This is a genomic window from Massilia sp. BSC265 (genome assembly GCF_000740675.1).
Classification (GTDB): Bacteria; Pseudomonadota; Gammaproteobacteria; order Burkholderiales; family Burkholderiaceae_D; genus Telluria.
In genome coordinates, this window is sequence record NZ_JPXI01000024.1 from 45,012 (window position 1) to 68,060 (window position 23,049).

A 23,049-nucleotide genomic window follows, 5' to 3' on the forward strand; every position below is an offset into this window, starting at 1 on the left:
GCAGCCATTAATGGAGCCAAACCCGCATCATCGACAGCAGCTGGGCCACATCGACCGGCTTGGTGATGTAATCCGAGGCGCCGGCGGCGATGCACTTGTCGCGGTCACCCTTCATCGCCTTCGCCGTCAGGGTGATGATCGGCAGTGAACGGAACTTCGGGATGCGGCGGATCGCCCGCATCGTGTCGTAGCCGTCCATCTCCGGCATCATGATGTCCATCAGGACGATCTCGATGGTCGGGTCCTTCTCCAGCACTTCGATGCCGTCGCGGCCGTTCTCGGCGAACAGCACCTGCATCTGCTGGCGCTCCAGTAGCGTGGACAGCGCGAAGATGTTACGCAGGTCGTCGTCGACGATCAGCACCTTGCGGCCGGCCAGGCCGCCGTCGGCGGCGTGGATCTCTTCCAGGATGCGGCGCTGCTGCTCCGGCAGGCTGGCCTGCGAGCGGTGCAGGAACAGGGCGGTCTCGTCCAGCAGGCGTTCCGGCGAGCGGGCGTCCTTCATGACGATGGTCTTGGCGTAGCGCTTGAGCTTGGTGACCTCCTTGCGCGACAGTTCCTTGGCGGTATAGATCACCACCGGCAGGTCGCGCAGGCGCTCGTTGGCGCCGATGCGGTCGAGCAGGTCGAAGCCCGAGATGTCCGGCAGGGTCAGGTCCAGCACCATGCAGTCGAAGCGCGCGCTTTCCAGCGCTTCCATCGCGGCGGCGCCGGTATCGACCGTCACCATGTGGATGTCGGCGTTGCCGATCAGGGCCACGATCGACTCGCGCTGGGCCATGTCGTCTTCCACCACCAGCAGGGAGCGCTTGCCGCCCATCAGGAACTTCTGGATGCGCTTGAACTCTTCCTGCAGCGCCTCGCGCCCCACCGGCTTGTTGATGTACGAGATCGCGCCCTGGCGCAGCGCGCGCTCGCGCTCGCGCAGCGAGGACATCACGTGCACCGGGATGTGGCGGGTGTTCGGGTCGCGCTTGAGGCGGTCGAGCACCGTGAACCCATCGATGTCCGGCAGGTCGATGTCGAGCAGGATCGCCGACGGCAGGTAGTCGCGCGCCAGCGACAGGGCCGAGTCGCCGCGCTGCGTGACGATGCCCTTGAAGTTCTTCTCGCGGGCGAAGTCGAGCAGTACCTTGGCGAAGCGCTCGTCGTCTTCCACGATCAGCACCGACGGGTCGCCCGGGGTCACCAGGCCGCGGTCGTCCAATACCGACGAGTACTCGACCAGCGAGCCGGCTTCGACCGGTTCGGCGGCCGCCACTTCGGCAGCGGCCTGCGCCACCGGCTGGTAGGACACGGTGGTCGCCGGAGCGGCCGGCGGCGGGGCCAGGCGCGCCGGCTGCGGCTGGCGCGTCTGCTCGTAGTTGATGAAGCCGGCGCGGTTGTACGGCAGGTACAGGGTGAAGGTCGAGCCGACGTTGACGGTCGATTCCACGCGGATCTCGCCGCCCAGCAGGCGCGCCAGTTCGCGCGAGATCGACAGGCCCAGGCCGGTACCGCCATATTTACGCGCGGTGGAGCCGTCGGCCTGCTGGAATGCCTCGAAGATCAGCTGCAGCTTGTCGGACGGGATGCCGACACCGGTGTCGCGCACGGAGAAGGCCAGCACCGCATCGGCATGCACCAGGTTCGGATGGTCGTGGGTCCAGCCGCTGTTCACCAGGCTGATGGTGAGCTCGACATGGCCATGGCTGGTGAACTTGAACGCGTTCGACAGCAGGTTCTTCAGGACCTGCTGCAGGCGCGTGGTGTCGGTCATCACCGCGGTCGGCAGGTTGTCCGCCAGCTCGACCTGGAAGCCGAGGTGCTTGGCTTCCGCCATGTGGCGGAAGGTGCGGTCCACGTAGTTGCGCAGGTTCGAGAAGCGGTATTCCGACACGTCCAGCGTGACGGTACCGGATTCGATCTTCGACAGGTCGAGAATGTCGTTAATCAGGGTCAAGAGGTCGGAACCCGAGCCGTGGATGGTCTTTGCGAACTCGACCTGGCGGGCCGACAGGTTGCCCTCGGGGTTATCCGACAGCTGCTGCGCCAGGATCAGGAGCGAGTTCAGCGGAGTGCGGAGCTCATGAGACATATTTGCCAGGAACTCGGACTTATATTTGGACGACAGGGCCAGCTGGGTCGCCTTTTCTTCCAGCGCCAGCTTCGCCTGTTCCACCTCGCGGTTCTTGCGTTCCACCTCGATGTTCTGCTCGGACAGCAGGCGCGCTTTCTCCGCCAGCTCCTGGTTGGTCTGCTGCAGTTCCTGCGCCAGCGACTGCGACTGGGTCAGCAGCGACTCGGTACGGCTGTTCGCCTCGATGGTGTTCAGGACCACGCCGATCGATTCCATCAGCTGGTCGAGGAAGGACAGGTGGGTTTCGGTGAAGCGGTCCAGCGAGGCGATCTCGATGACCGCCTTGACCTGCTGTTCGAACAGGATCGGCAGCACCACGATGTTGTTCGGCGGAGCCGAACCCAGGCCCGAGGACACCACGATGTAGTCGCGCGGCACGTCGGTCAGCCAGATACGCGACTTCTCCAGCGCGCACTGGCCCACCAGGCCTTCGCCCGGCAGGAAGGAAGTCGGCAGCTTGCGGCTGGAACGGTAGCCGTAGGAGGCGATCAGGCGCAGGCGTGCGTCGGTCTCCTGCGAGTCCATCATGTAGAACACGCCGTGGTGGGCCGAGATCAGCGGCGCCAGTTCGGACAGGATCAGCTTGGTCACGGCCTGAAGGTCGCGCTGGCCCTGCAGCAGGCGGGTGAAGCGCGCCAGGTTGGTCTTCAGCCAGTCCTGCTGCGCGTTCTTTTGCGTGGTCTCCTTCAGGTTACGGATCATCTCGTTGATGTTGTCCTTCAGGTAGGACATCTCGCCGCGTGCTTCCACCTGAATCGAGCGCGACAGGTCGCCTCGCGTCACCGCGGTGGCCACTTCACCGATCGCGCGCATCTGGTTGGTCAGGTTCGCCGCCAGCTGGTTCACGTTCTCGGTCAAGTCCTTCCAGGTACCTGCGACACCCGACACGTTCGCCTGGCCGCCCAGCTTGCCCTCGGTACCCACTTCGCGTGCGACTCGGGTCACCTCGGATGCGAACGAGGACAACTGGTCCACCATGACGTTGATGGTGTCCTTCAGCTCGAGAATCTCGCCCTTCACGTCCACGGTAATCTTCTTGGACAGGTCGCCACGCGCCACCGCGGTCGTCACCGCCGCGATGTTACGCACCTGGCCCGTCAGGTTCGAGGCCATGAAGTTCACGTTGTCGGTCAAGTCCTTCCAGGTGCCGCCGACGCCCGGCACGTAGGCCTGGCCGCCGAGCTTGCCTTCGGTACCCACCTCACGCGCCACGCGGGTCACCTCGGATGCGAACGAGGACAGCTGGTCCACCATGACGTTGATGGTGTTCTTCAGCTCGAGAATCTCGCCCTTCACGTCCACGGTAATCTTCTTGGACAGGTCGCCGTTCGCGACCGCGGTGGTCACTTCCGCGATGTTACGCACCTGGCCGGTGAGGTTACCCGCCATCGAGTTCACGCCGTCGGTCAAGTCCTTCCACGTGCCCGCAACGCCCGGCACGTTCGCCTGGCCGCCCAGGCGGCCTTCGGTACCCACTTCCCGCGCCACGCGGGTCACCTCGGATGCGAAGGAGTTCAGCTGGTCGACCATGACGTTGATGGTGTTCTTCAGCTCGAGAATCTCGCCCTTCACGTCCACGGTAATCTTCTTGGACAAGTCGCCGTTCGCCACCGCGGTGGTCACGTCCGCGATATTACGCACCTGGCCGGTCAGGTTACCCGCCATCGAGTTCACCGAGTCGGTCAGGTCCTTCCAGGTACCCGCGACGCCCTTCACGACCGCCTGGCCGCCCAGCTTGCCCTCGGTACCCACTTCACGGGCGACGCGGGTCACCTCGGATGCGAACGAGGACAGCTGGTCCACCATGACGTTGATGGTGTTCTTCAGCTCGAGAATCTCGCCCTTCACGTCCACGGTAATCTTCTTGGACAGGTCGCCGTTCGCCACCGCGGTCGTCACCGCCGCGATGTTACGCACCTGGCCCGTCAGGTTCGAGGCCATGAAGTTCACGTTGTCGGTCAAGTCCTTCCAGGTGCCCGCGACCCCCGGCACGTAGGCCTGGCCGCCGAGCTTGCCTTCGGTACCCACCTCACGCGCCACGCGGGTCACCTCGGATGCGAAGGAGCGCAGCTGGTCCACCATGACGTTGATGGTGTCCTTCAGCTGCAGGATCTCGCCGCGCACGTCCACGGTAATCTTCTTGGACAAGTCGCCGTTCGCGACCGCGGTGGTCACCTCCGCGATGTTACGCACCTGCGAGGTCAGGTTACCCGCCATCGAGTTCACCGAATCGGTCAGGTCCTTCCAGGTGCCCGCCACGCCTTTCACCTGCGCCTGGCCGCCGAGCTTGCCTTCGGTACCCACCTCACGCGCCACGCGCGTCACCTCGGACGAGAAGGAAGAGAGCTGTTCCACCATGGTGTTCGCGGTCATCGCCGCGCGCAGGTACTGGCCCTTGAGCGGATGGCCGTCCACCTCCAGCGCCATGGTCTGCGACAGGTCGCCTTTCGCCACCGCGCCGATGACGCGCGCCATCTCGGTGGTCGGGCGCACCAGGTCGTCGATCAGGGTGTTGACCGAACTGATGATGGTGGCCCAGCCGCCTACCACGCCCGGCAGGTCCGCACGCTGCGTCAGGTGGCCTTCGCGGCCGACCACGCGCGACACGTCGGTAACCGTTTCCACCATCTTCTGCTTGGTCTCGATGATGTCATTGAGGGTGTCGGCGATCTTGCCGGAAACGCCCGTCCAGTCCGAGGGCATGCGGACCGAGAAGTCGCCTTTTTTCAGCGCCATCAGGGTGGTCAGCAATAGTTTGACGTCCAACTGTTCGCCCATGTCGGTCATGTTGTTCATCGACTCAATCCTTGTTTCGCGTGGGTGGTGTAAGAGTGCCGCGCCGGCGAGACCGGCGACTGTGAAGTGTTAACTGCTGAGAAGATACTCTTGTATAGATTCAAGTCAAGCATCGTAATGTGGAATCAGTGGCGAGCTCCAAGAAATATTGCAATTAAGAAAACTTGGAGTGGGCATTCGGCGGAGGATAACGCAAATCAATTAATTGCAGCGCACAATAGCCACAGCGTTGTTGTATTTGAACGACGACAACTTTGTCCTCCGATCCCACATTGGTTGGAGCCGTGGCAATTGGTGAATATTTACGGACCAAATTCATTTAGCATAAACAAGTACTGAACCGGAACTGTCCTATGATCGACACCGCATTACTGCTGGGGCTGCTAGAGGCTGGAGACGAGCACACCTGGACGCTGTGCCTGTTCGAGCTGGCGCGCAGCCAGGGATTTGACCGGATGCTCTATGGTGTTGTGCCATCCCGGCATGTACGTTTTGAAAATGCCTTTACACGCAGCAATTATTCGGCAGATTGGCGTGACCGTTACGAAGCCAACGGCTTCCATTATGTCGATCCGACGGTGGTCCATTGCGTCTCGAATACGCTGCCGCTGATCTGGGCGCCGTCCACGTTCGGCAGCGGGGTGCCCGGCGCCCTGTATGAAGAAGCCAGCGCGCACGGCATCCGCAGCGGCGTGACGCTGCCGATCCATGGCCCGCACGGCGAACTGGGCATGATCAGCTTCGCGTCCGACCTGCGTCCCGACCCGCCCTTCGAGCGCACGCTGTTCGAGGCCTTGCCGGCGCTCTCCCTGATCCGCGACTACGCTTTCGCCTCTTCGGCGCGCTTTCGCGAAGCCAAGGCGGAGCCCGAGCTGCCGCGCCTGACCCGGCGCGAACTCGAAGTGTTGCAATGGGTCATGGTCGGCAAGTCGTCCTGGGAGATCGCCCGGATCACCAACTGTTCCGAGGCGACCGTCAATTTTCACCTGGCGAACGTGCGCCAGAAGTTCGGGGTGAATACCCGCCAGCAGGCGGTGGTCAAGGCGATTGCGCTAGGCCTGATCACCCCTGAAGATCACCATCGCTGACACGTCCGTTGACGTAGAGGCGCAACAGGATGGCGACTGGGGGAGGGACCGCCAGGCCGGTCTCGAAGCGGCTTCCGCTCGACTGGGTGACCCCGAAACGGCTCCAGAACTTTTCCTGGCTTTCGCGCTTGGCGATGCGCAGGCGCCGCAGCTCATGCGGTGCGGACCGCTGCGCACCAGCCCCCTGGGCCGCCTGTTGTGCTTCCAGTTCCGCCGCCAGTGCTTCGCACATCACTTCGTTTCCCATCTTCGCTCCTTTCCATCGGTGGCTATGCAAACTGCAAGTATTCCATCGACGGTGCGCATAGCCACCTAGCAGAGCTGCTAGTTCCGGCTTTGCCCGCCATGCATGAATCTTATATGCGAAGTGCATAGCTTGATCCACCACAAGGGCACCTCGAACAACCGTCGCGAGCGGCCGCATTGGCGGCCGAGAAGCGCAGCTGTACAGGAGGACAGCAGGTCCGCCGGCGCGGAACAGCGCAGGTCTTCAGTGCAACGCGCAGCCGGTTTTTCGACGTGCCATCAACCAGGGGCCTAAAAATGACGATGCAAATCAAAATCGCAGCACGCCGTGACTTCAAATCCAAAGACCTGTGGGAGATGCACACCCTGCGCGCCAAGGTGTTCAGCGGCCGGCTGGGCTGGGAAGTGCCGGTCATGTCCGGCATGGAAATCGATGGCTATGACGCCCTGGACCCGGCCTATATGGTGATGCGCGAGCCGGCCGGCGCCTTGCTCGGATGCTGGCGCCTGCTGCCGACCGAGGGGCCGTACATGCTCAAGGATTCCTTCCCGCAGCTGCTCGAGGGCCGGGAGGCGCCGAGCGACCCGCGCATCTGGGAGCTGTCGCGCTTTGCCCTCGAAACCGACAAGGAAAACCGCTACGGCTTCTCGGACATGACGATGCAATGCTTCGAGGCCGTGATCCGATACGGTATCGAGAACGGGCTGACGCATTACGTGACGGTGACCACCACTGCGATGGAACGCCTGACCCGGCGCGCCGGCGTGGTCACCAGCCGCCTCGGGGAGCCGCAACGGATCGGCATCGAGAACGCGGTCGCCTTCTATGTCGACGTGCGCGCGACCTGGGAAGCCCTCTACGCCCAGCGCATGGCGTGTTAAAAACCGAGAGCGCCTAGCAATTCCCCTTTGGCGGCGCTGCACGGTCTCGCCGTACTAGCGTACTGTCTTCGACCTTGCGCCTTGCCCCAGGGGTTTGTCAGGCGCTCTGATTGTCCGGGGCGCTGCGCAGCTGGCGGCGCAGGAAGGTCCAGGTGAGGGCCCACATGCGCGCGGTCTGCGCATTGTCGGCCGCGCCGGCATGGCCGCCTTCGACGTTTTCCCAGTACAGCACGTCGTGGCCCTGTTCGAGCATGCGCGCCGCCATCTTGCGCGCGTGGCCCGGATGGACCCGGTCGTCGCGGGTCGAGGTGGTGAACAGCGCGCGCGGATAGCGTTCCCCGGCCCGCACCCGGTGGTAGGGCGAGTAGCGGCCGATCCAGGCCCACTCGGCGGGATCGTCCGGGTCGCCGTATTCGCCCATCCAGGAGGCGCCGGCCAGCAGCAGGTGGTAGCGCCGCATGTCGAGCAGCGGCACCTGGCAGACCACGGCATTGAACAGCTCGGGGCGCTGGGTGAGCACGGCGCCGACCAGCAGCCCGCCATTGCTGCCGCCCATGATGCCGAGCCGGCGCGGGCTGGTGATCCTGCGTGCGATGAGGTCTTCGGCCACGCCGATGAAGTCGTCGAAGGCGCGCTGGCGGCTTCCTTTCAGTGCCGCCTGGTGCCAGCCCGGACCGAATTCGCCGCCGCCACGGATGTTGGCGACCACGTAGACGCCGCCGCTCTCCAGCCAGGCGGCGCCGCTGATCGCGCCGTAGGATGGTTTCAGCGAGACCTCGAAGCCGCCGTAGCCGTACAGGACCGTCGGGTTGTCGCCGTCGAGCCGGGTGTCGCGATGCATCACGGCGAAGTAGGGCACCCGGGTGCCGTCGCTCGACTGCGCTTCGAACTGGTGGACCTGCACGCCTTCGGCCTGGAAGAAGGCGGGCATGGTTTTCAGCGCTTCGCCTGCAGCCGCGCCCGCCTCCATGAGGTACAGCGTGGACGGCGCGGTAAAGCCGGTGACGGTCAGGAAGTACTGGTTCGAGGCAACCCGGTCGAAGGCCCAGGATTCGAGCGCCGCATTGCCGCCGTCATTGTGCGGCAGGTCGACGTCGCGTGCCTGCCAGCGGCCGTCGTCGCGGCGCAGCTCGACGATGCGGTTCTTGACCTTGTCCAGCAGCGTGAGCAGCAGGGCGTCGCGGGTCACGGTCAGCCCGTCCAGCGAGGTGGTGGGCGAAGGCGTGAACAAGGTCCCGAAGACGGCTTCGCCACGCAGGAAGGCCTCGAAATCGGCGGCCAGCAGCGCCCCCTGCGGGTGGATGGCGCCGTCGACCTGCCAGTCGGAGCGCAACTCGATTACAAGCTGGTCGCGCACTGCGAAGGCGTTCGCGTCGTCGGGCTTGGGCACTTTCAGGAGCCGCCCGTCGCGGCGCACGAACAATTCGCTGCTGTAGAAGCCGATCTGGCGCTGCACGAACTCGCGCTCGAAGCCGGGCGTCGCGTCACGCCATCCCGAGGCGGACAGGTCGTCCGGCTGCGCTTCATACACCGTGACGGCCGCGTCCAGCGGGGTGCCGCGCCGCCACTCCTTGACGATGCGCGGATAGCCCGATTCGGTCAGCGAGCCGGGGCCGAAGTCAGTGCCGACAAACAAGGTATCGTGGTCGATCCAGGCAATGTCGCTCTTGGCTTCGGGCAGGATGAAGCCGCCAGGCACGAAGCGGTGGCTGGAAACGTCGAACTCGCGCACGACATGGGCATCGCCGCCGCCGCGCGAGAGCGAAACCAGGCAGCGCTGGCCGCCCGGCTCCAGCCAGGTGACGCCGCCCCAGACCCAGTTCTCGCCTTCCTCGCGTGCCAGCGCGTCCAGGTCGATCAGGAGTTCCCAGGCCGGCGCCTCCTTGCGGTATTCGTCCAGCGTGGTGCGGCGCCAGATGCCGCGCGCATGGGTGGCGTCACGCCAGAAGTTGTACAGCAGGCCGGCGTGGCAGCGGGCGTAGGGAATCTTCTCGGTGGAGTCGAGGATGGCCCGCAGGCGTTCGCGCAGGGCGCCGCAGGCCGGCTGCGCCTCGAGCTCCGCCTCGGTCGCCCGGTTGCGTTCCGCGACCCAGGCACCGGCCTGCGTGCCGTCGACCTCTTCGAGCCAGAGGTAGGGATCGTCGGCGATGGGGGAAGAGAGCGTGGCGGCTGAGGTCATTGGTGGCGAAGTAAATATTGTTGAGCAAGCTAGCCCTGCGTATGCCTATACTATCAACATCGAGCAGTCCGATCCGCACTCTAGCCCCATGGATTCTTCATCGACCGCCAGTCCGGCAGTGAACGCCAACAGTGCCGCGCAGCAGGGCGGGAGCGCCGCCCCTTGGGTGGCCGGGCTTGCGCTGTCGCTCGCGGTCGGCGCGCTGTGCTACCGGATTGCCGCCGGCGCGGTCGAGGACGACGCACGGCGCCGTTTCGAGATGGCTGCCGGACTGGCCCAGGAGCGGATCTCGAACGCCATCGCCTCGTACGCCCGGGTGGTGCGCGGGCTGTCGGCCCTGCATGCGTCCGGCGAAGAGCCCTTGGACCGCCTGCGTTTCCACCGCTATGTGCAGGCCCTCGACCTCCCGGCGCAGTTCCCGGCGATCGAGGCGATCAACTTCACCGCCCGCGTGCCGGACGAGCGGCGCGAGGCTTTTGTGGCCGCCGTGCGCAATGACCGCAGCGTGGCGCCGGTCGGCTACCCGCGCTTCGACATCCGCCCCTCCGGGCGTCGCCCTTACTACGAAGTGATCACCTGGCTCGAGCCGGCCGGCCTGCCGAACGACCGGCTGGGCTTCGACATCGCCTCCCAGCCCTTCGCGGCCGCGGCGCTGGCCATGGCGCGCGACCGCGGGCGGATTGCCGCTTCGGGAACCCCGATCCGGCTCGCACTGCCCACGCCGCACACCGCGCTCGGCATGCGCGAACCGCTCTACCTGGGCGGCGGGGTGCCGGCCACGCTGGAAGAGCGCCGGACGCGCTACCTCGGCAGCATCGGCATCGCCTTCTCGGTCGACGCGCTGGTGCAGCGCGCGCTCGGCACGGAGGGGCGCTGGCCGATCGCGCTCAGCCTGTACAGCGAGACCGAGCCGGCCCGGGCTGGCGCCGGCCCCGGATTTCTGCAGCTGGAGCCGCGCGACCGCCTGCTGATCGGCCCCGAGGTGCGCGGCCAGCCCATGCCCGGGGAGCGCTTCCGGACCCTGTTGCCGATCGATTACGTCGGCACCCGCTGGAAAGCCCACTTCTCGGCCGAGCGCGCGGCGATGGCGGCGGGCGCCGACCGCTACCTTCCGCTGCTGGCCTTCGGCTCCGGCTTTGGCGTGAGCCTGCTGGGCTTCGCCCTGTTCTTCATCCTGTACCGCTCGCGCCGCGCCGCGCTCGACCAGCGCCTGCTGCTCGATTCCGTGCTCGACAACCTCGATGCCTATGTCTACCTGAAGGACAGCGCGCGCCGCTTCCGCTATGTGAATGCGAAGAGCGCGGCGCTGATCGGGCGGCCGGCGCTTGAGGTCATCGGCCAGCGCGACCTCGACGTGATGTCGGCGCACAACGCCGAGCAGACCTGGGAGCGCGACAGCGCCGTGCTGGAGGGGGGCGAGCGCCATGCCTGCCAGGCCGAACTGCCCCTGCCGGACGGCAGCGTGCGCCAGATGTGGAGCGTGCGCGTGCCCCTCTACCCGGAAGGCGAAATGCCGGCGGTGCTGTGCATCTCGACCGACGTCACCACGCTGCACGAGCTCAAGGCGCGCGCCGATGCCGCCAACCAGGCCAAGAGCGCCTTCCTGTCGAACATGAGCCACGAGATCCGCACCCCGATGAACAGCATCATCGGGATGACCCACCTGGCGCTGCAGTCGCATCCCGACCACCAGCTGCGCGGCTATCTGGAAAAGATCTACCACTCCGGCCAGCACCTGCTGGGCATCATCAACGACATCCTCGACTTTTCCAAGATCGAAGCCGGCAAGCTGGAACTCGCTACCTGCGGCTTCATGCTGGACCGCGTGATGCGCAACGTCGAGCAGCAGCTGGGACAGGCGGCCGCCGGCAAGGGGCTCGGCTTCGTCGCCGATATTGCCCCGGAGCTGATGCGGCCGCTGCGCGGCGACCCGCTGCGCCTGGAACAGGTGCTGCTGAATTTCGCCGGCAATGCCGTCAAGTTCTCCGAGCACGGCCGCATCCTGCTGCGTGCCCGGCTCGAACACGCCTTCGGTCCCGAGCTGCTGGTGCGCTTCGAGGTACAGGACACCGGCATCGGCATCGCACCCGACAAGCTGGCCGGCCTGTTCACCCCCTTCCACCAGGCCGACCCCTCGGCCACGCGGCGCCATGGAGGGACCGGCCTCGGCCTGGTGATCAGCAAGCAGCTGGCAGAGCTGATGCACGGGGAGGTCGGTGTCGACAGCAGGCCGGGGGAGGGCAGCACCTTCTGGTTCACGGCGCGGCTCGAACTGAACCTTGCCCTGGAAGAGGGGACCGCCGGAGGCAGTGCCGGCCTGGGTGCGGCGCCGCTGCCGGCGGCGGCGCGCGCCGCGCGCCTGGACGGTTGCACCGTGCTGCTGGTGGAGGACAACGAATTCAACCAGCAGGTCGGTCGCGAGCTCCTGCAGCAGGCCGGCGCCGAGGTGAGCGTGGCCGGCAACGGGCTCGAGGCGCTGGAGGCGATGCGGCGCCGGCGCTTCGACTGCGTCCTGATGGACGTGCAGATGCCGGTCATGGACGGACTGGAAGCGACGCGCCGCATCCGCCAGGATGCGCAGCTGCGCGACACCCTGGTGATCGCGATGACCGCCAATGCCGGGGTGGAAGACCGCGCGCGCTGCCTGCAGGCCGGCATGGACGAATTCCTGAGCAAGCCGGTGGTGCCCGAGCTGCTGGCCGCGACCATCGCGCGCTGCCTCGGCCGCAGCACGGCGGCGGCGCCCGCGCCGGTTCTCGACCCGGCGCCCGCTATCCACCTGGCGCCGGGTGCCGGCGCGGTCGATTTCGATACCCTGGCCGCCAGTTTCGGCGGCGACCGCGAACGGATGCGCACATTCGCCTTCCTGTTCGTGTCGACGGCGCGTGACGCGCTGGCCGAGATCGACGCGGCGCTGGAGCGTGGCGACATGGCGGCGGTGGCGGCAGTGGCGCACCGTGCCAAGTCGTCGGCGCGGACGGTTGGCGCCGGCGGCTTCGGCGCCCTGTGCGAGGAGATCGAGGGCCAGGCCGCGCGTCCGGCGCAGTCCAGGGCGCTGGCGGCGCGCCTGCGTGCCCAGCTGGCACGGGTCGAGCGCCAGGTCGCTGCCCGCCTCGGCGTGCGCGCCCAGGACCGCCAATAACGCTGTATTTTTGGACATTGTTAGAAGGCTACTGAGCCTCGCCAAGCCTTCCGTGAGGCGGCCAAAACGGGTATGCTTTGCCCCTTGAGCAACCCAACCGTTCCAATGTCCGCCCCGATCACCCCCGGCTTGTTAATTTTGCACGGCAACCAGATGGAATTGCTGCGCAGCGCCATGTTCGACTGGCTGCGCGGGCACCCGCTCGGGCCGCTGGAGCAGGAGATCATCCTGGTGCAGTCGAATGGGGTGGCCGAGTGGCTCAAGATCGCCCTGGCCGAGGAAATGGGCGTGTGCGCCGCCACCCGCGTGGCGCTGCCGGCGCGCTTCCTGTGGGAAGCCTACCGCGGCATGCTGGGGCGGGAGCGCGTGCCCACCCGTGCGCCTTTCGACAAGGACCCGCTCACCTGGCGCCTGATGCGCCTGCTGCCCGACCTGGTGCAGGACGCCAGCTACGCCCCGCTCATGCAATTCCTCGGTGACGGTTGCCCCGAGCGGCGCCTGCAGCTGGCCGAGCGCCTGGCGGACCTCTACGACCAGTACCAGGTCTACCGCGCCGACTGGCTGGCCGATTGGGAAGCCGGGCGCGACCAGCTGCGGCGCGCCGTCGGCGACCCGGTGCCGCTCGGTCCCGACCTGAAATGGCAGGCCTGCCTGTGGCGTGAAATCCACGCCAGCTTGCCCCAGGAGCAGCGCCTCAGCGGCCGCGCCAGCATCCACCAGCAGTTCCTGCACGCCGTCGAATCGGGGCGCGAGCCAGTGTCGCGCCTGCCGCGCCGTGTGATCCTGTTCGGCATGTCGACCCTGCCTTACCAGACCCTGCAGGCCATCGCGGCGCTGTCACGCCACACCCAGGTGCTGTTCGCGGTGCCGAACCCCTGCCGCTTCTACTGGGGCGACATCATCGAGGGACGCGAGCTGCTCAAGGCCGCACGCCGGCGTCAGCAGCCGCGCGACGGCGTGGAGCTGGCCAGCGTGCCGGTCGAGGAACTGCACCTGCACAGCCATCCGCTGCTGGCCAGCTGGGGCCGGCAGGGGCGCGACTTCGTGCGCATGCTCGACGAATTCGACCAGGGCGAAGGATCGCGCTACGCCCAGTTTGGTAACAGCCTGCGCGTCGACCTGTTCGACGAATCCGAGGGCGAAACCCTGCTGGAGCAGGTGCAGGCCGCGGTGCGCGACCTGCTGCCGCCCGGCGAGCATCCGCAGGTCCCGCCGCCGCGCGAAGACCGCTCTATCGAATTCCACATCACCCACAGCGTCCAGCGCGAAGTCGAGGTGCTGCACGACCAGCTGCTGTCCTGGTTCGCCCATGACCCGAGCCTGCGCCCGCGCGACGTGGTGGTGATGGTGCCCGACATCGACGTGTTCTCGGCGGCGATCCACGCAGTGTTCGACCAGCACCGCCGCAGCGACCCGCGCCACATCCCCTTCGAGATCGGCGACGTGCGCGACCGCAGCGTGAATCCGCTGCTGGTGGCGCTCGAATGGCTGCTGCGCCTGCCGCAGCAGCGCTGCCGCCAGAGCGAGGTGCGCGACCTGCTCGACGTCCCTGCCGTGGCGGGCCGTTTCGGCCTGGATGCCGAAGACCTGCCCATCCTGGGCCGCTGGATCGAGGGCTCGGGCGTACGCTGGGGCCTGGACCGCGAGCACCGCGCCGGGCTCGGCCTGGCCTCGGTGGGGGAACAGAACGCCTGGATCTTCGGCGTGCGCCGCATGCTGCTCGGCTATGCGAGCGGCGCGGGCGCCAGCTTTGGCGACATCGAACCCTATGCCGAGGTGGGCGGCCTGGATGCCGCGCTGGCCGGCTCGCTGGCCCAGTTCATCGAGAGCCTGCTCCATTGGCGCGCCGAGTTGGTGCAGTCGCGTACTCCGGCGGAGTGGGGCGAGGCGGCGCGCGGCCTGCTGGCTGCCTTCTTCCATCCCGGTGACGAGCAGGACCGCCTGACCCTGGCGCAGTTGAACGAAGCGCTGCAGTGCTGGCTCGAGACCGTCGACTCCGCAGAATTCAGCGACCCGGTGCCGCTGGCGGTGGTGCGCGAGTCCTGGCTCGCCCAGCTCGACCAGCCGACCCTGAACCACCAGTTCGTGTCGGGCGGCGTGACCTTCTGCACCCTGATGCCGATGCGCGCCGTGCCCTTCCGCGTGGTCTGCCTGCTCGGCATGAACGACGGCGATTTCCCGCGCCGCACCAGCCAGGCCGACTTCGACCTGCTGGCGCTGCCCGGCATGGCGCGCCCGGGCGACCGTTCGCGCCGCGACGACGACCGCTACCTGATGCTGGAAGCCCTGCTGTCGGCGCGCGACAAGCTGTACGTGAGCTGGGTCGGCCGCAACGTGCGCGACAACAGCGAGCAGCCGGCCTCGGTGCTGGTGGCCCAGCTGCGCGACTACCTGAAGAACGGCTGGAACCTCGACCTGTCGGAACGCACGGTCGAACATGCGCTGCAGCCCTTCAGCCGCCGCTATTTCGAGCGCGGCGGCCTGCTGACCTATGCCGGCGAATGGCGCACCGCCCACGGGCAGGGGGAGGCCGAGGCATCCGATGCGGTCGAGGCCTTGCCGCCCTACGAGATGGAACAGGGTTTCGTGCTCAAGCTGGGCGAGCTGGCGGCCTTCCTGCGCCAGCCGGCGCGCTACTTCTTCCGGCGCCGCCTGGGCGTGGTGTTCGCCGACGCCGCCGTCGTGGGCGAGGACGAGGAGCCGTTCTCGCTCGATGCGCTCGAGCGCTATTTCATCGAGGACCAGCTGCTCGACGACGGCGGACCGGCGGAAGGACATCATGGAACGAGTACTGCGGATGTACGGGCGGCCCTCAACGCCCGCGCCGAACGGCTGGTGCGCGAAGGGGTGCTGCCGATCGGCTTGATGGGGCGCCAGTGGCAACAGGAATTGGTCGACGACCTGGTGCCGGTGCGCACTGCCTGGCTGCAGCTGGGCGCGCGCTTTCCGCACAATGCACCGAAGCGCGCCGTGAGCCTGGGCCTGGACGGGGGACACAATGAGGGCGTGGTGCTGGACGACTGGATCGACCAGCTGCGCACCGACGGCGTCGAGACCGCCTGGTTGATGCAGGTGTCCTCGAAAGTGCTGGACCGGGAGGGGCGCCCCCGCGGCGACAAGCTGATCGGCGCCTGGCTGCGCCAGCTGGCGGCCGCCGCTGCCGGCGCGCCGGTGGCCGGCCACCTCGTGGCCCGCGACGCCATTCTCACCATGCCGGCCCTGAATCCGACGGAGGCGGCGGCCGCGCTGCACGACCTGGCGACGCTGTGGCGCACCAACCTCGACCGCCCGCTGGGCGTGGCCTGCAAGACCGCGTTGGCGCTGCTGCAGGAGGGCGCCGTCGAAGCAGATGCGCGCCTGGTCTACGACGGTAGCTATGAACTCTCCGGCGAAGTCGAGGAGCTGTGCCTGGCGCGCCTGTGGCCCGACTTTGCGGCCCTGGTGGCGGCCGGCGACTGGCCGCACGTGGCGCGCGACCTGTACGGCCCGCTGGCCGAGTGGCTGGAGACCAGTGTGCAGGTCGCGCCCTTGAACCCGGACGTGACGGGGGAGGCGGCATGAGCCAGTACCTCGAACCCCTGGTGTTCCCGCTGCACGGTTCGCGCCTGATCGAGGCTTCGGCCGGCACCGGCAAGACCTGGACCATCGCCGCGCTCTACCTGCGCCTGGTCCTCGGCCACGGAGGCGATGCCGCTTTCGCCCGCCCGCTGCTGCCGAGCGAGATCCTGGTGATGACCTTCACCCGCGCCGCCACGCGCGAGCTGGCCAACCGCGTGCGCGAGCGCCTGGTGGAAGCGGCCGCCTATTTCCGCGGCCAGCTGGATATCAATGATCCTTACCTGCGCGAGCTGGCGGATGCCTATCCGACGGAAGCCGAGCGCAGTGTCGCCGCGCACCGCCTGGTGCTGGCCGCCGAAACGATGGACGAGGCGGCGATCTTCACCATCGACGCCTGGTGCCAGCGCATGCTGCGCGAGCATGCTTTCGACTCCGGCAGCCTGTTCGACGAAGAACTGGTCAGCGACGAGCGTGCCCTGTTCGAGGACGCCGCCCACGATTACTGGCGCCAGCACATCTACCCCCTGGGCGCCAATGCGCTGGCGTCGGTGCGCGAATGCTGGAAGGACGTCGAGGCCCTGAAGAGCGGCGTGCGCGAGCTGGTGACGCGTACCCATCTGCTGGGAGAATGCGCCCCCGAAGCGCTCGGCACGCTGGTGGCGCGGGTGCAGGCGGCGCTGCGCGCCGAGCTGGCCGGCCTGAAGGAAGGCTGGGCAGCGCGCGCCGACGAGATGGAAAGCTGGATCGCCGGACACCGCGAGCGCAACCCGAAGTGTTTCAACGGCAACAAGATGCGCGCCGATTCCCTGGTCAAGTGGTTCGAGGCGCTGCGCGCCTGGGCCGATGACCCGGCGCGGGTGCTGCCCGACCTGAACGACACGGCCTGGCGCCGCCTGTGCCCGGACGGCATCGTCGACGCCTTCAGCAAGGACTTCGCTGCGGAGGTGCCGGCCTGCTTCGGCTTCACCGCGCCGCTGAAGGAAGCCCTGGCGCGCCTGCAGCCGCTGTCGCATGCGCTGCTTCGCCACGCCGCCAGCCACATTGCAGCCCGCATACGCGAGCTGAAGGCGCGCAACCGCCAGTTCGGCTTTGCCGACATGCTCGAGCGCCTGAAGGATGCGCTGGAGGGCCGGAATGGCAATGCGGGCCAGGCCCTGCGCCAGCGCATCGTGCAGCAGTTCCCGGTGGCGATGGTCGACGAATTCCAGGACACCTCCCCCGACCAGTACCGCATCTTCGACCTGCTGTACCGGGTGGCGGACAACGACCCGGAGCGGGGCCTGTTCCTGATCGGCGACCCGAAGCAGTCGATCTACGGCTTCCGCGGCGCCGACATCCACAGTTACCTGGCGGCCCGCCGCGCCACTGCGGGCCGCCACTACCAGCTGGGGGTCAACTACCGGTCCACGAGCCAGCTGGTGGAGGCGGTGAACCAGCTGTTCCGCCACGCCGAAGGAGATGGCGAGCATGCCGGCTACCCGGCGGGCGCCTTCCGCTTCCGCCGCGGCGAGGACAATCCGCTGCCCTTCGAACCGGTGCAGGCCAAGGGCCACCGCGAGCGCCTGGTCGGCGCCGATGGCCCGCAGCACGCGATGTCGGTGTGCTGCGCCGGCCCGATGAACCAGGAGGAGTACCGCGCGTACTTTGCCCACCACTGCGCCGAGCATATCGTGGGCCTGCTGGGCGACGAGCGCGTCGGCTTCTCGGACGGCGAGCGTTTCCGCCGCCTGATGCCGGCCGATATCGCCATCCTGGTGCGCGACCGGCGCGAAGCGAGCGCGGTGCGCCGCGCGCTGGTGGAGCGCAAGGTGGCGAGCGTCTATCTGTCCGACAAGGATTCGGTGGTCGAGAGCGAGGAAGCGGCCGACGTGCTGCGCTGGTTGTATGCGGTCGCCAATCCCCTCGACGGCGTGCTTGCGCGCGCTGCTTTCGCCACCCGCACCGCCGGCCTGCCGCTGGGCGAGCTGGCCAGGCTCTCGTCCGACGAAGTGGCCTGGGAAGCGCGCGTCGAGCAGCTGAAGAACCTGCACGGCGCCTGGCAGCGCCAGGGCGTGCTGGCGATGCTGCGCCGCTTCGTGCACGAGCTGGGCTTGCCGGCGCGCCTGCTGCGCCAGCCGGGCGGCGAGCGGCGCCTGACCAACCTGCTGCACCTGGCCGAGCTGCTGCAGGAAGCGAGCAGCCAGCTGGAAGGCGAGCAGGCCCTGATCCGCTGGCTTGCCGAGCAGCTCGAGGGCCTGGGCGAGGGTGGCGACGAACGCGTGCTGCGCCTGGAAAGCGATGCCGAGCTGGTGAAGGTGGTCACGGTCCACAAGTCGAAGGGCCTGGAATACCCGCTGGTCTACCTGCCGTTCGCGGTCAGCGCGCGCCGGACCGACCGCCGCAACCGCGCCTTCTTCGAGTTCGTCGACATGGACGGCTCGCGCCGCCTCGACCTGGCCATGGGCGAGGAGTCCTTGGCGGCGGTCGACCGCGCCCGCCTGGAGGAAGACCTGCGCCTGCTCTACGTCGCCCTGACCCGTGCACGCCATTACCTGTGGCTGGGCGCGGCGCCGGTCAGCGGCCGAAGCAAGAATGAGAACCGCCTGCACGAGTCGGCCCTCGGCTACCTGCTCGGCGGCGGCGAGAAGATCGAGGCCGAACTGCTGCGCGAGCGGCTGGAGCGCCTGCGTGGCGGCGTCGAGGGCATCGTGCTGCACGACCTCACGCAAGCGCAAGGGCAGGGGTTGGAAACGACGCTGCTGGCGCGCGAAGACGTGCGTCCGGACCTGCTGGCGGCCCCGCGCTATGAAGCTTCGTTCGAGCGTGACTGGTCGATCGGCTCCTTTACTTCGCTGGTGCGCCATGCCGTTGCAGTGGCTGCGCCACCGCCTGCGCCAATGCGCGCCCAGGAAGAAACCCTGCTCGAAGAAGCGCCGCAGGTCGTCACGCCGCCGCGCATCGAGGACGCCCCCTGGCACCGCTTCCCGCGCGGTTCGGTGCCGGGCAACTTCATGCACGAGCAGCTCGAATGGATGGCCCAGGAGGGCTTCCACCGCGCCGACGAGCCGGAATTCATGCTGCGACTTGGCCAGCGCATCGAGCGCGCCGGCTGGGGCAACCGCCTGGACGATGCCCTGGCCTGGCTGCACGCGGTCGTCACCACGACGCTGCCGCCTCTGGGGGCGGCCCTGGGCGACCTGCGGGATCCTGTACCCGAACTGGAATTCTGGTTCCCGAGCGAGCGCCTCGACGTGGTGCAGCTCGACCGCCTGTGCCGCGCGCGCATCATGAAGGGCCTGGACCGGCCGACCCTGCCGGAACGGACCCTGCACGGGATGCTCAAGGGCTTCGCCGACCTGGTATTCGAACACGACGGGCGCTACTGGGTGCTCGACTACAAGACCAATGCGCTGGGACCGGGCGACGCCGCCTATACCCAGGCCGCGATGGAACTGGGCATGGCGGACCACCGCTACGACATCCAGGCCACCATCTACATGCTGGCGCTGCACCGCTTGTTGAAGAGCCGCCTGGGCGATGCCTACGAGCCGCGCCGCCAGCTGGGCGGTGCCGTGTTCCTGTTCCTGCGCGGGATCGCGAACGGGGACACGCGCGGGTGCTGCGTGCTGGGTCCGGACCTGGAACTGCTGGGCGGACTGGAAGCATTGCTGGACAAGGGGGACTGAGGGCATGGCCAAGCATGAAGCGACGAAGTCGGAGGCGAACCTTGCGCTGCTGTGGAGCGAGTTGGCGCGCCTGAGCGAAACAGGCGAATTGCGGCGTCTGTCCTACGCTTTCGCCCGCTTCATCGCCTCGCTCGGGGCCGCAACGCCCCCGCTGGTGCTGGCCTCGAGCGTGCTGTCCGAACTGGAAGGGCAGGGGCACAGCTGCCTGCTCCTGTCCGACCTGGCCGCCGGCCCGGCAGCAATGCTCGGCTGGGAAGACGAGCAATGGAAGCTGCTGGCGCGCGCCGCCGGGCCCCTGCCCAGGACCGCCCAGGGCTGGGCCCAGCAGCTGGCAGCTTGCCAGCAGGTGTGGGACGTGAGCGCCTTCGACTACGACCAGCCGCTGGTGCTGGATGGCGACCGCCTCTACCTGCGCCGCTACTGGCGCGACGAGATGCTGGTGGCCCAGGCCGTGCGCGAGCGCGCGACCAAGCGCCGCGCGGTGAACGAGGAAGAAGTGCGCGGCTGGCTGGACATGCTGTTCGCCCAGCAAAACGAGCGGACGCTGGAGGGGCCGGATTGGCAGAAGCTGGCCTGCGCCATCGCCCTGCGCGGCTCGGTGGCCATCATCACCGGCGGCCCCGGCACGGGCAAGACCTATACCGTGGCGCGCCTGCTGGCGCTGCTGTTCGCTACCGCTCCGGAAGCCGGCAGCCAGCGCATCGCCCTGGCGGCGCCGACCGGCAAGGCGGCGGCGCGCCTGAAGCAGTCGATCGACAAGGCGCTGAACGAACTGGCCGACAAGGTGGGCTCGCAATTGCCGCTGCGCGAGCTGACGCTGCGCATGGGCGCCGCGCGCACCCTGCACAGCCTGCTGGGCGCGCGTCCCGATACCCGCGCCTTTGCACACCACCGCGGCAACCCGCTCGACGTCGACGTCCTGATCGTCGACGAAGCCTCGATGGTGCACCTGGAGATGATGGCTTCGCTGCTGGACGCGCTGCCGCCGACGGCCACCCTGATCCTGCTGGGCGACAAGGACCAACTGGCCTCGGTGGAGGCGGGCGCCGTGCTCGGCGACCTGTGCCACAACGCCGGCGCCGGCGGCTACACCGGTGCCACCTGCGACTACGTGCTCGCATCCAGCGGCGAGGTCTTGCCGGCGGAATTCCTGGGCGACGCCGGCGCGCTGGCCCAGCAGACCGTGATGCTACGCCACAGCCGCCGCTTCGGCGGCCCGATCGGCCAGCTGGCGCTGGCGGTGAACGCCGGCGACGCCGTGCGCGCCGAAGCGGTGCTGCGCGCGGGGGAGGCGGGCGTGCGCTGGATCGAGAATGCGCAACAGCAGCACGTGCTGCAGCTGGCGCAGTCCGGCTACGGTTCTTACCTCGACGTGTTGAATACCGGCCCCAAGGCCGGATTGAACACGGATCATGAAGAATGGGTGCGCCAGGTGCTGCAGCGTTTCGAATCGTTCCGCATCCTGTGCGCGGTGCGTGACGGCGAATGGGGCGTGGCCGGCCTGAACGAAGCGGTGGCCAGGCGCCTGGCCCAGGCGGGACTGCTGTGCCCGAACGGCGAATGGTATGTCGGCCGCCCCGTCATGGTGACCCGCAACGACTACGCTTCCTTCGTCTACAACGGCGACATCGGCCTCACGCTGCCCGACCCGGCGCGCCCCGGTACCCTGCGCGTGTACTTCCTCGAAGGCGACACCGTCCGCAGCGTACTGGCGACCCGCCTGCGCAATGTCGAGACGGCGTTTGCGATGACCGTCCACAAGTCGCAGGGTTCGGAATTCCGCCACACCGTGCTGGCGCTGCCGCGCGAGCGCGGCGCCGTCCTCACCCGCGAGCTGGTCTACACCGGCATCACGCGCGCCAGCGAGATGTTCACGCTGGTGTCGCCGCCGGGCGCCGTAATGGCCGAAGCGATCGCCCAGCGCACCCACCGCACCAGCGGCTTGCGCGGCATGATTGCACCGACCTCGCGCTGAGCCCGGATTCGGCGGCCAAGCGCTCGCTTGTGCCGTCAGTGTTGCCGCCAGCCCATGCAAGTGCTTCGTGTCGCGAGGCCGCGACTCCGGCTTTGACCGAGCCCAAGGATGGCGCGCGGCTGCCCGAGCTTCGTCGAACTCAACCGTGATTACGCGGTCTTACTCACGTACAAGAACAAAGACCCAGCCGCATTTATCGTGTAATTTTTCGTGTAACCACGCACCTTTTCTTCACTGAAGGCGTCAACCACGCCCGGCGCGATCATGCAGCCACTCGACCAGCAGACGATATTGTTCTGTTCCACGCCCGGCAGGGTGGCGCGCCCTCCTGCTGCTTGTTCCGACCTGCCCGCCTTCCCGCTGGCCGGCGCCTGGTCCCGCTGGTTCGCCCGCACCTTCGACGTCTGGTGGCAGAGCGCGCTGGTGGCGCTCGTGCTCGGCTACGGCATCAGTCTTGTCTCGCCAGCCTTCGTGCGCTGGTTGGAGACCCCCTTCGGCTGGAAGCTGTTCGGCCTGGCATGCATCCCCGGTGGCCTGCTGCTCGACGCGGCCCTGCAGGCGGTGGCGGGCAATACGCCGGGCAAGGCGCTGCTGGGCCTGCGTCTCATCACGCCCGACGGCCGCGCGCCCCGATTCGGCGAACTGGTCCGGCGCAACATGAAGATCTGGCGCGACGGTCTCGCGCTCGGCCTGCCGCTCATCAGCCTGGTCACCATGGCGCGCCAGGGCCTGCGGCTGCGCAAGGGTCTGCAGGCCAGCTACGACAAGAACGATTTCCTGGTCAGCGCGAGCCCCAAAGGCTGGCTGGCGAAAAGCGTGTTCGGGACCGCCTTCGCCGGCCTGTTTGGCGCCATCCTCATCCTGGACAGTATGGACCGGCAAGACAGCCGCGAGGCGAGCGCCATGCTGGAAGCGCCCTCCAGCGTCTGGACCAACCCGGCCACCGGACGGATGGCGCGCATCGGAGCGCAATGGAAACTCGAGGTCCGCGCAGGTGCCGACGGCACGGTGCAGCACCTGTTCACCCAGCACAGCGGCCACGCGACGGTACTGTTTGCCCACGAGCAGACGGGGGGCAGGGCCCTGCGCCAGGACGCCCAGGCGCTGGCCGACCGGCTGGCCGACCGCTTCGAACTGGCGGACAGTTACTTCGCCGAATTTCGCGGCCGGCCTTCCTGGGTCGGCAGGGGGCTGCACAAGAAGGGACCGGAGCGGGTGCAGTTGCGTATCGTCGAGGTCGACGGCAAGGCCTGGCGAGTAGTAGCGATGCAGTCTCCGCCGGCCGCCTATACCGACGACCTGGTGCAGGAGCTGAGCGGCGCGCTGTGGGACACCGTCACGCCGGCGCCCGGGCCGGAACTGGCCCAGCGCAGCCAGTGAACCTGTCCTCCAGAAAACA

The 23,049-nt window shown here is 67.7% G+C and carries 10 protein-coding genes; 7 read left to right on the forward strand and 3 right to left on the reverse strand.

Translation table 11 applies throughout. From position 1 onward, the window contains the following. Nucleotides 1-7: 7 nt before the first annotated feature. A complete protein-coding gene (locus tag MA09_RS04820) occupies nt 8-4,915 on the reverse strand; it encodes a HAMP domain-containing protein (RefSeq protein WP_036245864.1) in 4,908 nt (1,635 codons plus the stop codon). Between the two features lie 353 nt (nt 4,916-5,268). Between MA09_RS04820 and MA09_RS04825 the strand changes: the two genes are divergently transcribed. Further along, complete coding sequence (locus MA09_RS04825; RefSeq protein ID WP_036245866.1) at nt 5,269-6,003, forward strand: LuxR family transcriptional regulator; 735 nt, start codon at nt 5,269-5,271, stop codon at nt 6,001-6,003. On the opposite strand, the gene MA09_RS04830 is transcribed toward MA09_RS04825, so the two are convergent. Continuing rightward, nucleotides 5,978-6,250, reverse strand: coding sequence for a DNA-binding transcriptional regulator (locus tag MA09_RS04830; protein WP_036245868.1), 273 nt, complete (start codon nt 6,248-6,250; stop codon nt 5,978-5,980). The two genes, MA09_RS04825 and MA09_RS04830, sit on opposite strands and share 26 nt — an antisense overlap. Nucleotides 6,251-6,546: 296 nt before the next feature. Between MA09_RS04830 and MA09_RS04835 the strand changes: the two genes are divergently transcribed. After that, nucleotides 6,547-7,131 carry an acyl-homoserine-lactone synthase gene (locus MA09_RS04835; RefSeq protein WP_036245871.1) on the forward strand — a complete coding sequence of 195 codons (585 nt, stop codon included), beginning with the start codon at nt 6,547-6,549 and terminating at the stop codon, nt 7,129-7,131. Between the two features lie 97 nt (nt 7,132-7,228). On the opposite strand, the gene MA09_RS04840 is transcribed toward MA09_RS04835, so the two are convergent. Then, complete coding sequence (locus tag MA09_RS04840; protein ID WP_051933179.1) at nt 7,229-9,310, reverse strand: prolyl oligopeptidase family protein; 2,082 nt, start codon at nt 9,308-9,310, stop codon at nt 7,229-7,231. Between the two features lie 88 nt (nt 9,311-9,398). Between MA09_RS04840 and MA09_RS04845 the strand changes: the two genes are divergently transcribed. From MA09_RS04845 to MA09_RS23590, 5 genes are all read left to right on the forward strand, one after another. After that, nucleotides 9,399-12,452, forward strand: coding sequence for a CHASE domain-containing protein (locus MA09_RS04845; RefSeq protein WP_051933180.1), 3,054 nt, complete (start codon nt 9,399-9,401; stop codon nt 12,450-12,452). Between the two features lie 105 nt (nt 12,453-12,557). Next, complete coding sequence (gene recC, locus MA09_RS04850) at nt 12,558-16,013, forward strand: exodeoxyribonuclease V subunit gamma (RefSeq protein ID WP_036245875.1); 3,456 nt, start codon at nt 12,558-12,560, stop codon at nt 16,011-16,013. Then, complete coding sequence (recB, locus tag MA09_RS04855; protein ID WP_036245878.1) at nt 16,010-19,675, forward strand: exodeoxyribonuclease V subunit beta; 3,666 nt, start codon at nt 16,010-16,012, stop codon at nt 19,673-19,675. Before recC ends, recB begins: the two co-directional genes overlap by 4 nt. Before the next feature lie 4 nt (nt 19,676-19,679). Next, nucleotides 19,680-21,650: an exodeoxyribonuclease V subunit alpha gene (gene recD / locus MA09_RS04860; RefSeq protein ID WP_036245879.1), complete on the forward strand. Its 1,971-nt coding sequence runs from the start codon at nt 19,680-19,682 to the stop codon at nt 21,648-21,650. Between the two features lie 264 nt (nt 21,651-21,914). After that, the gene (locus MA09_RS23590) at nt 21,915-23,030 is read left to right on the forward strand and encodes an RDD family protein (protein WP_051933181.1); all 1,116 of its coding nucleotides are present in this window, start codon (nt 21,915-21,917) and stop codon (nt 23,028-23,030) included. Nucleotides 23,031-23,049 lie beyond the last annotated feature (19 nt).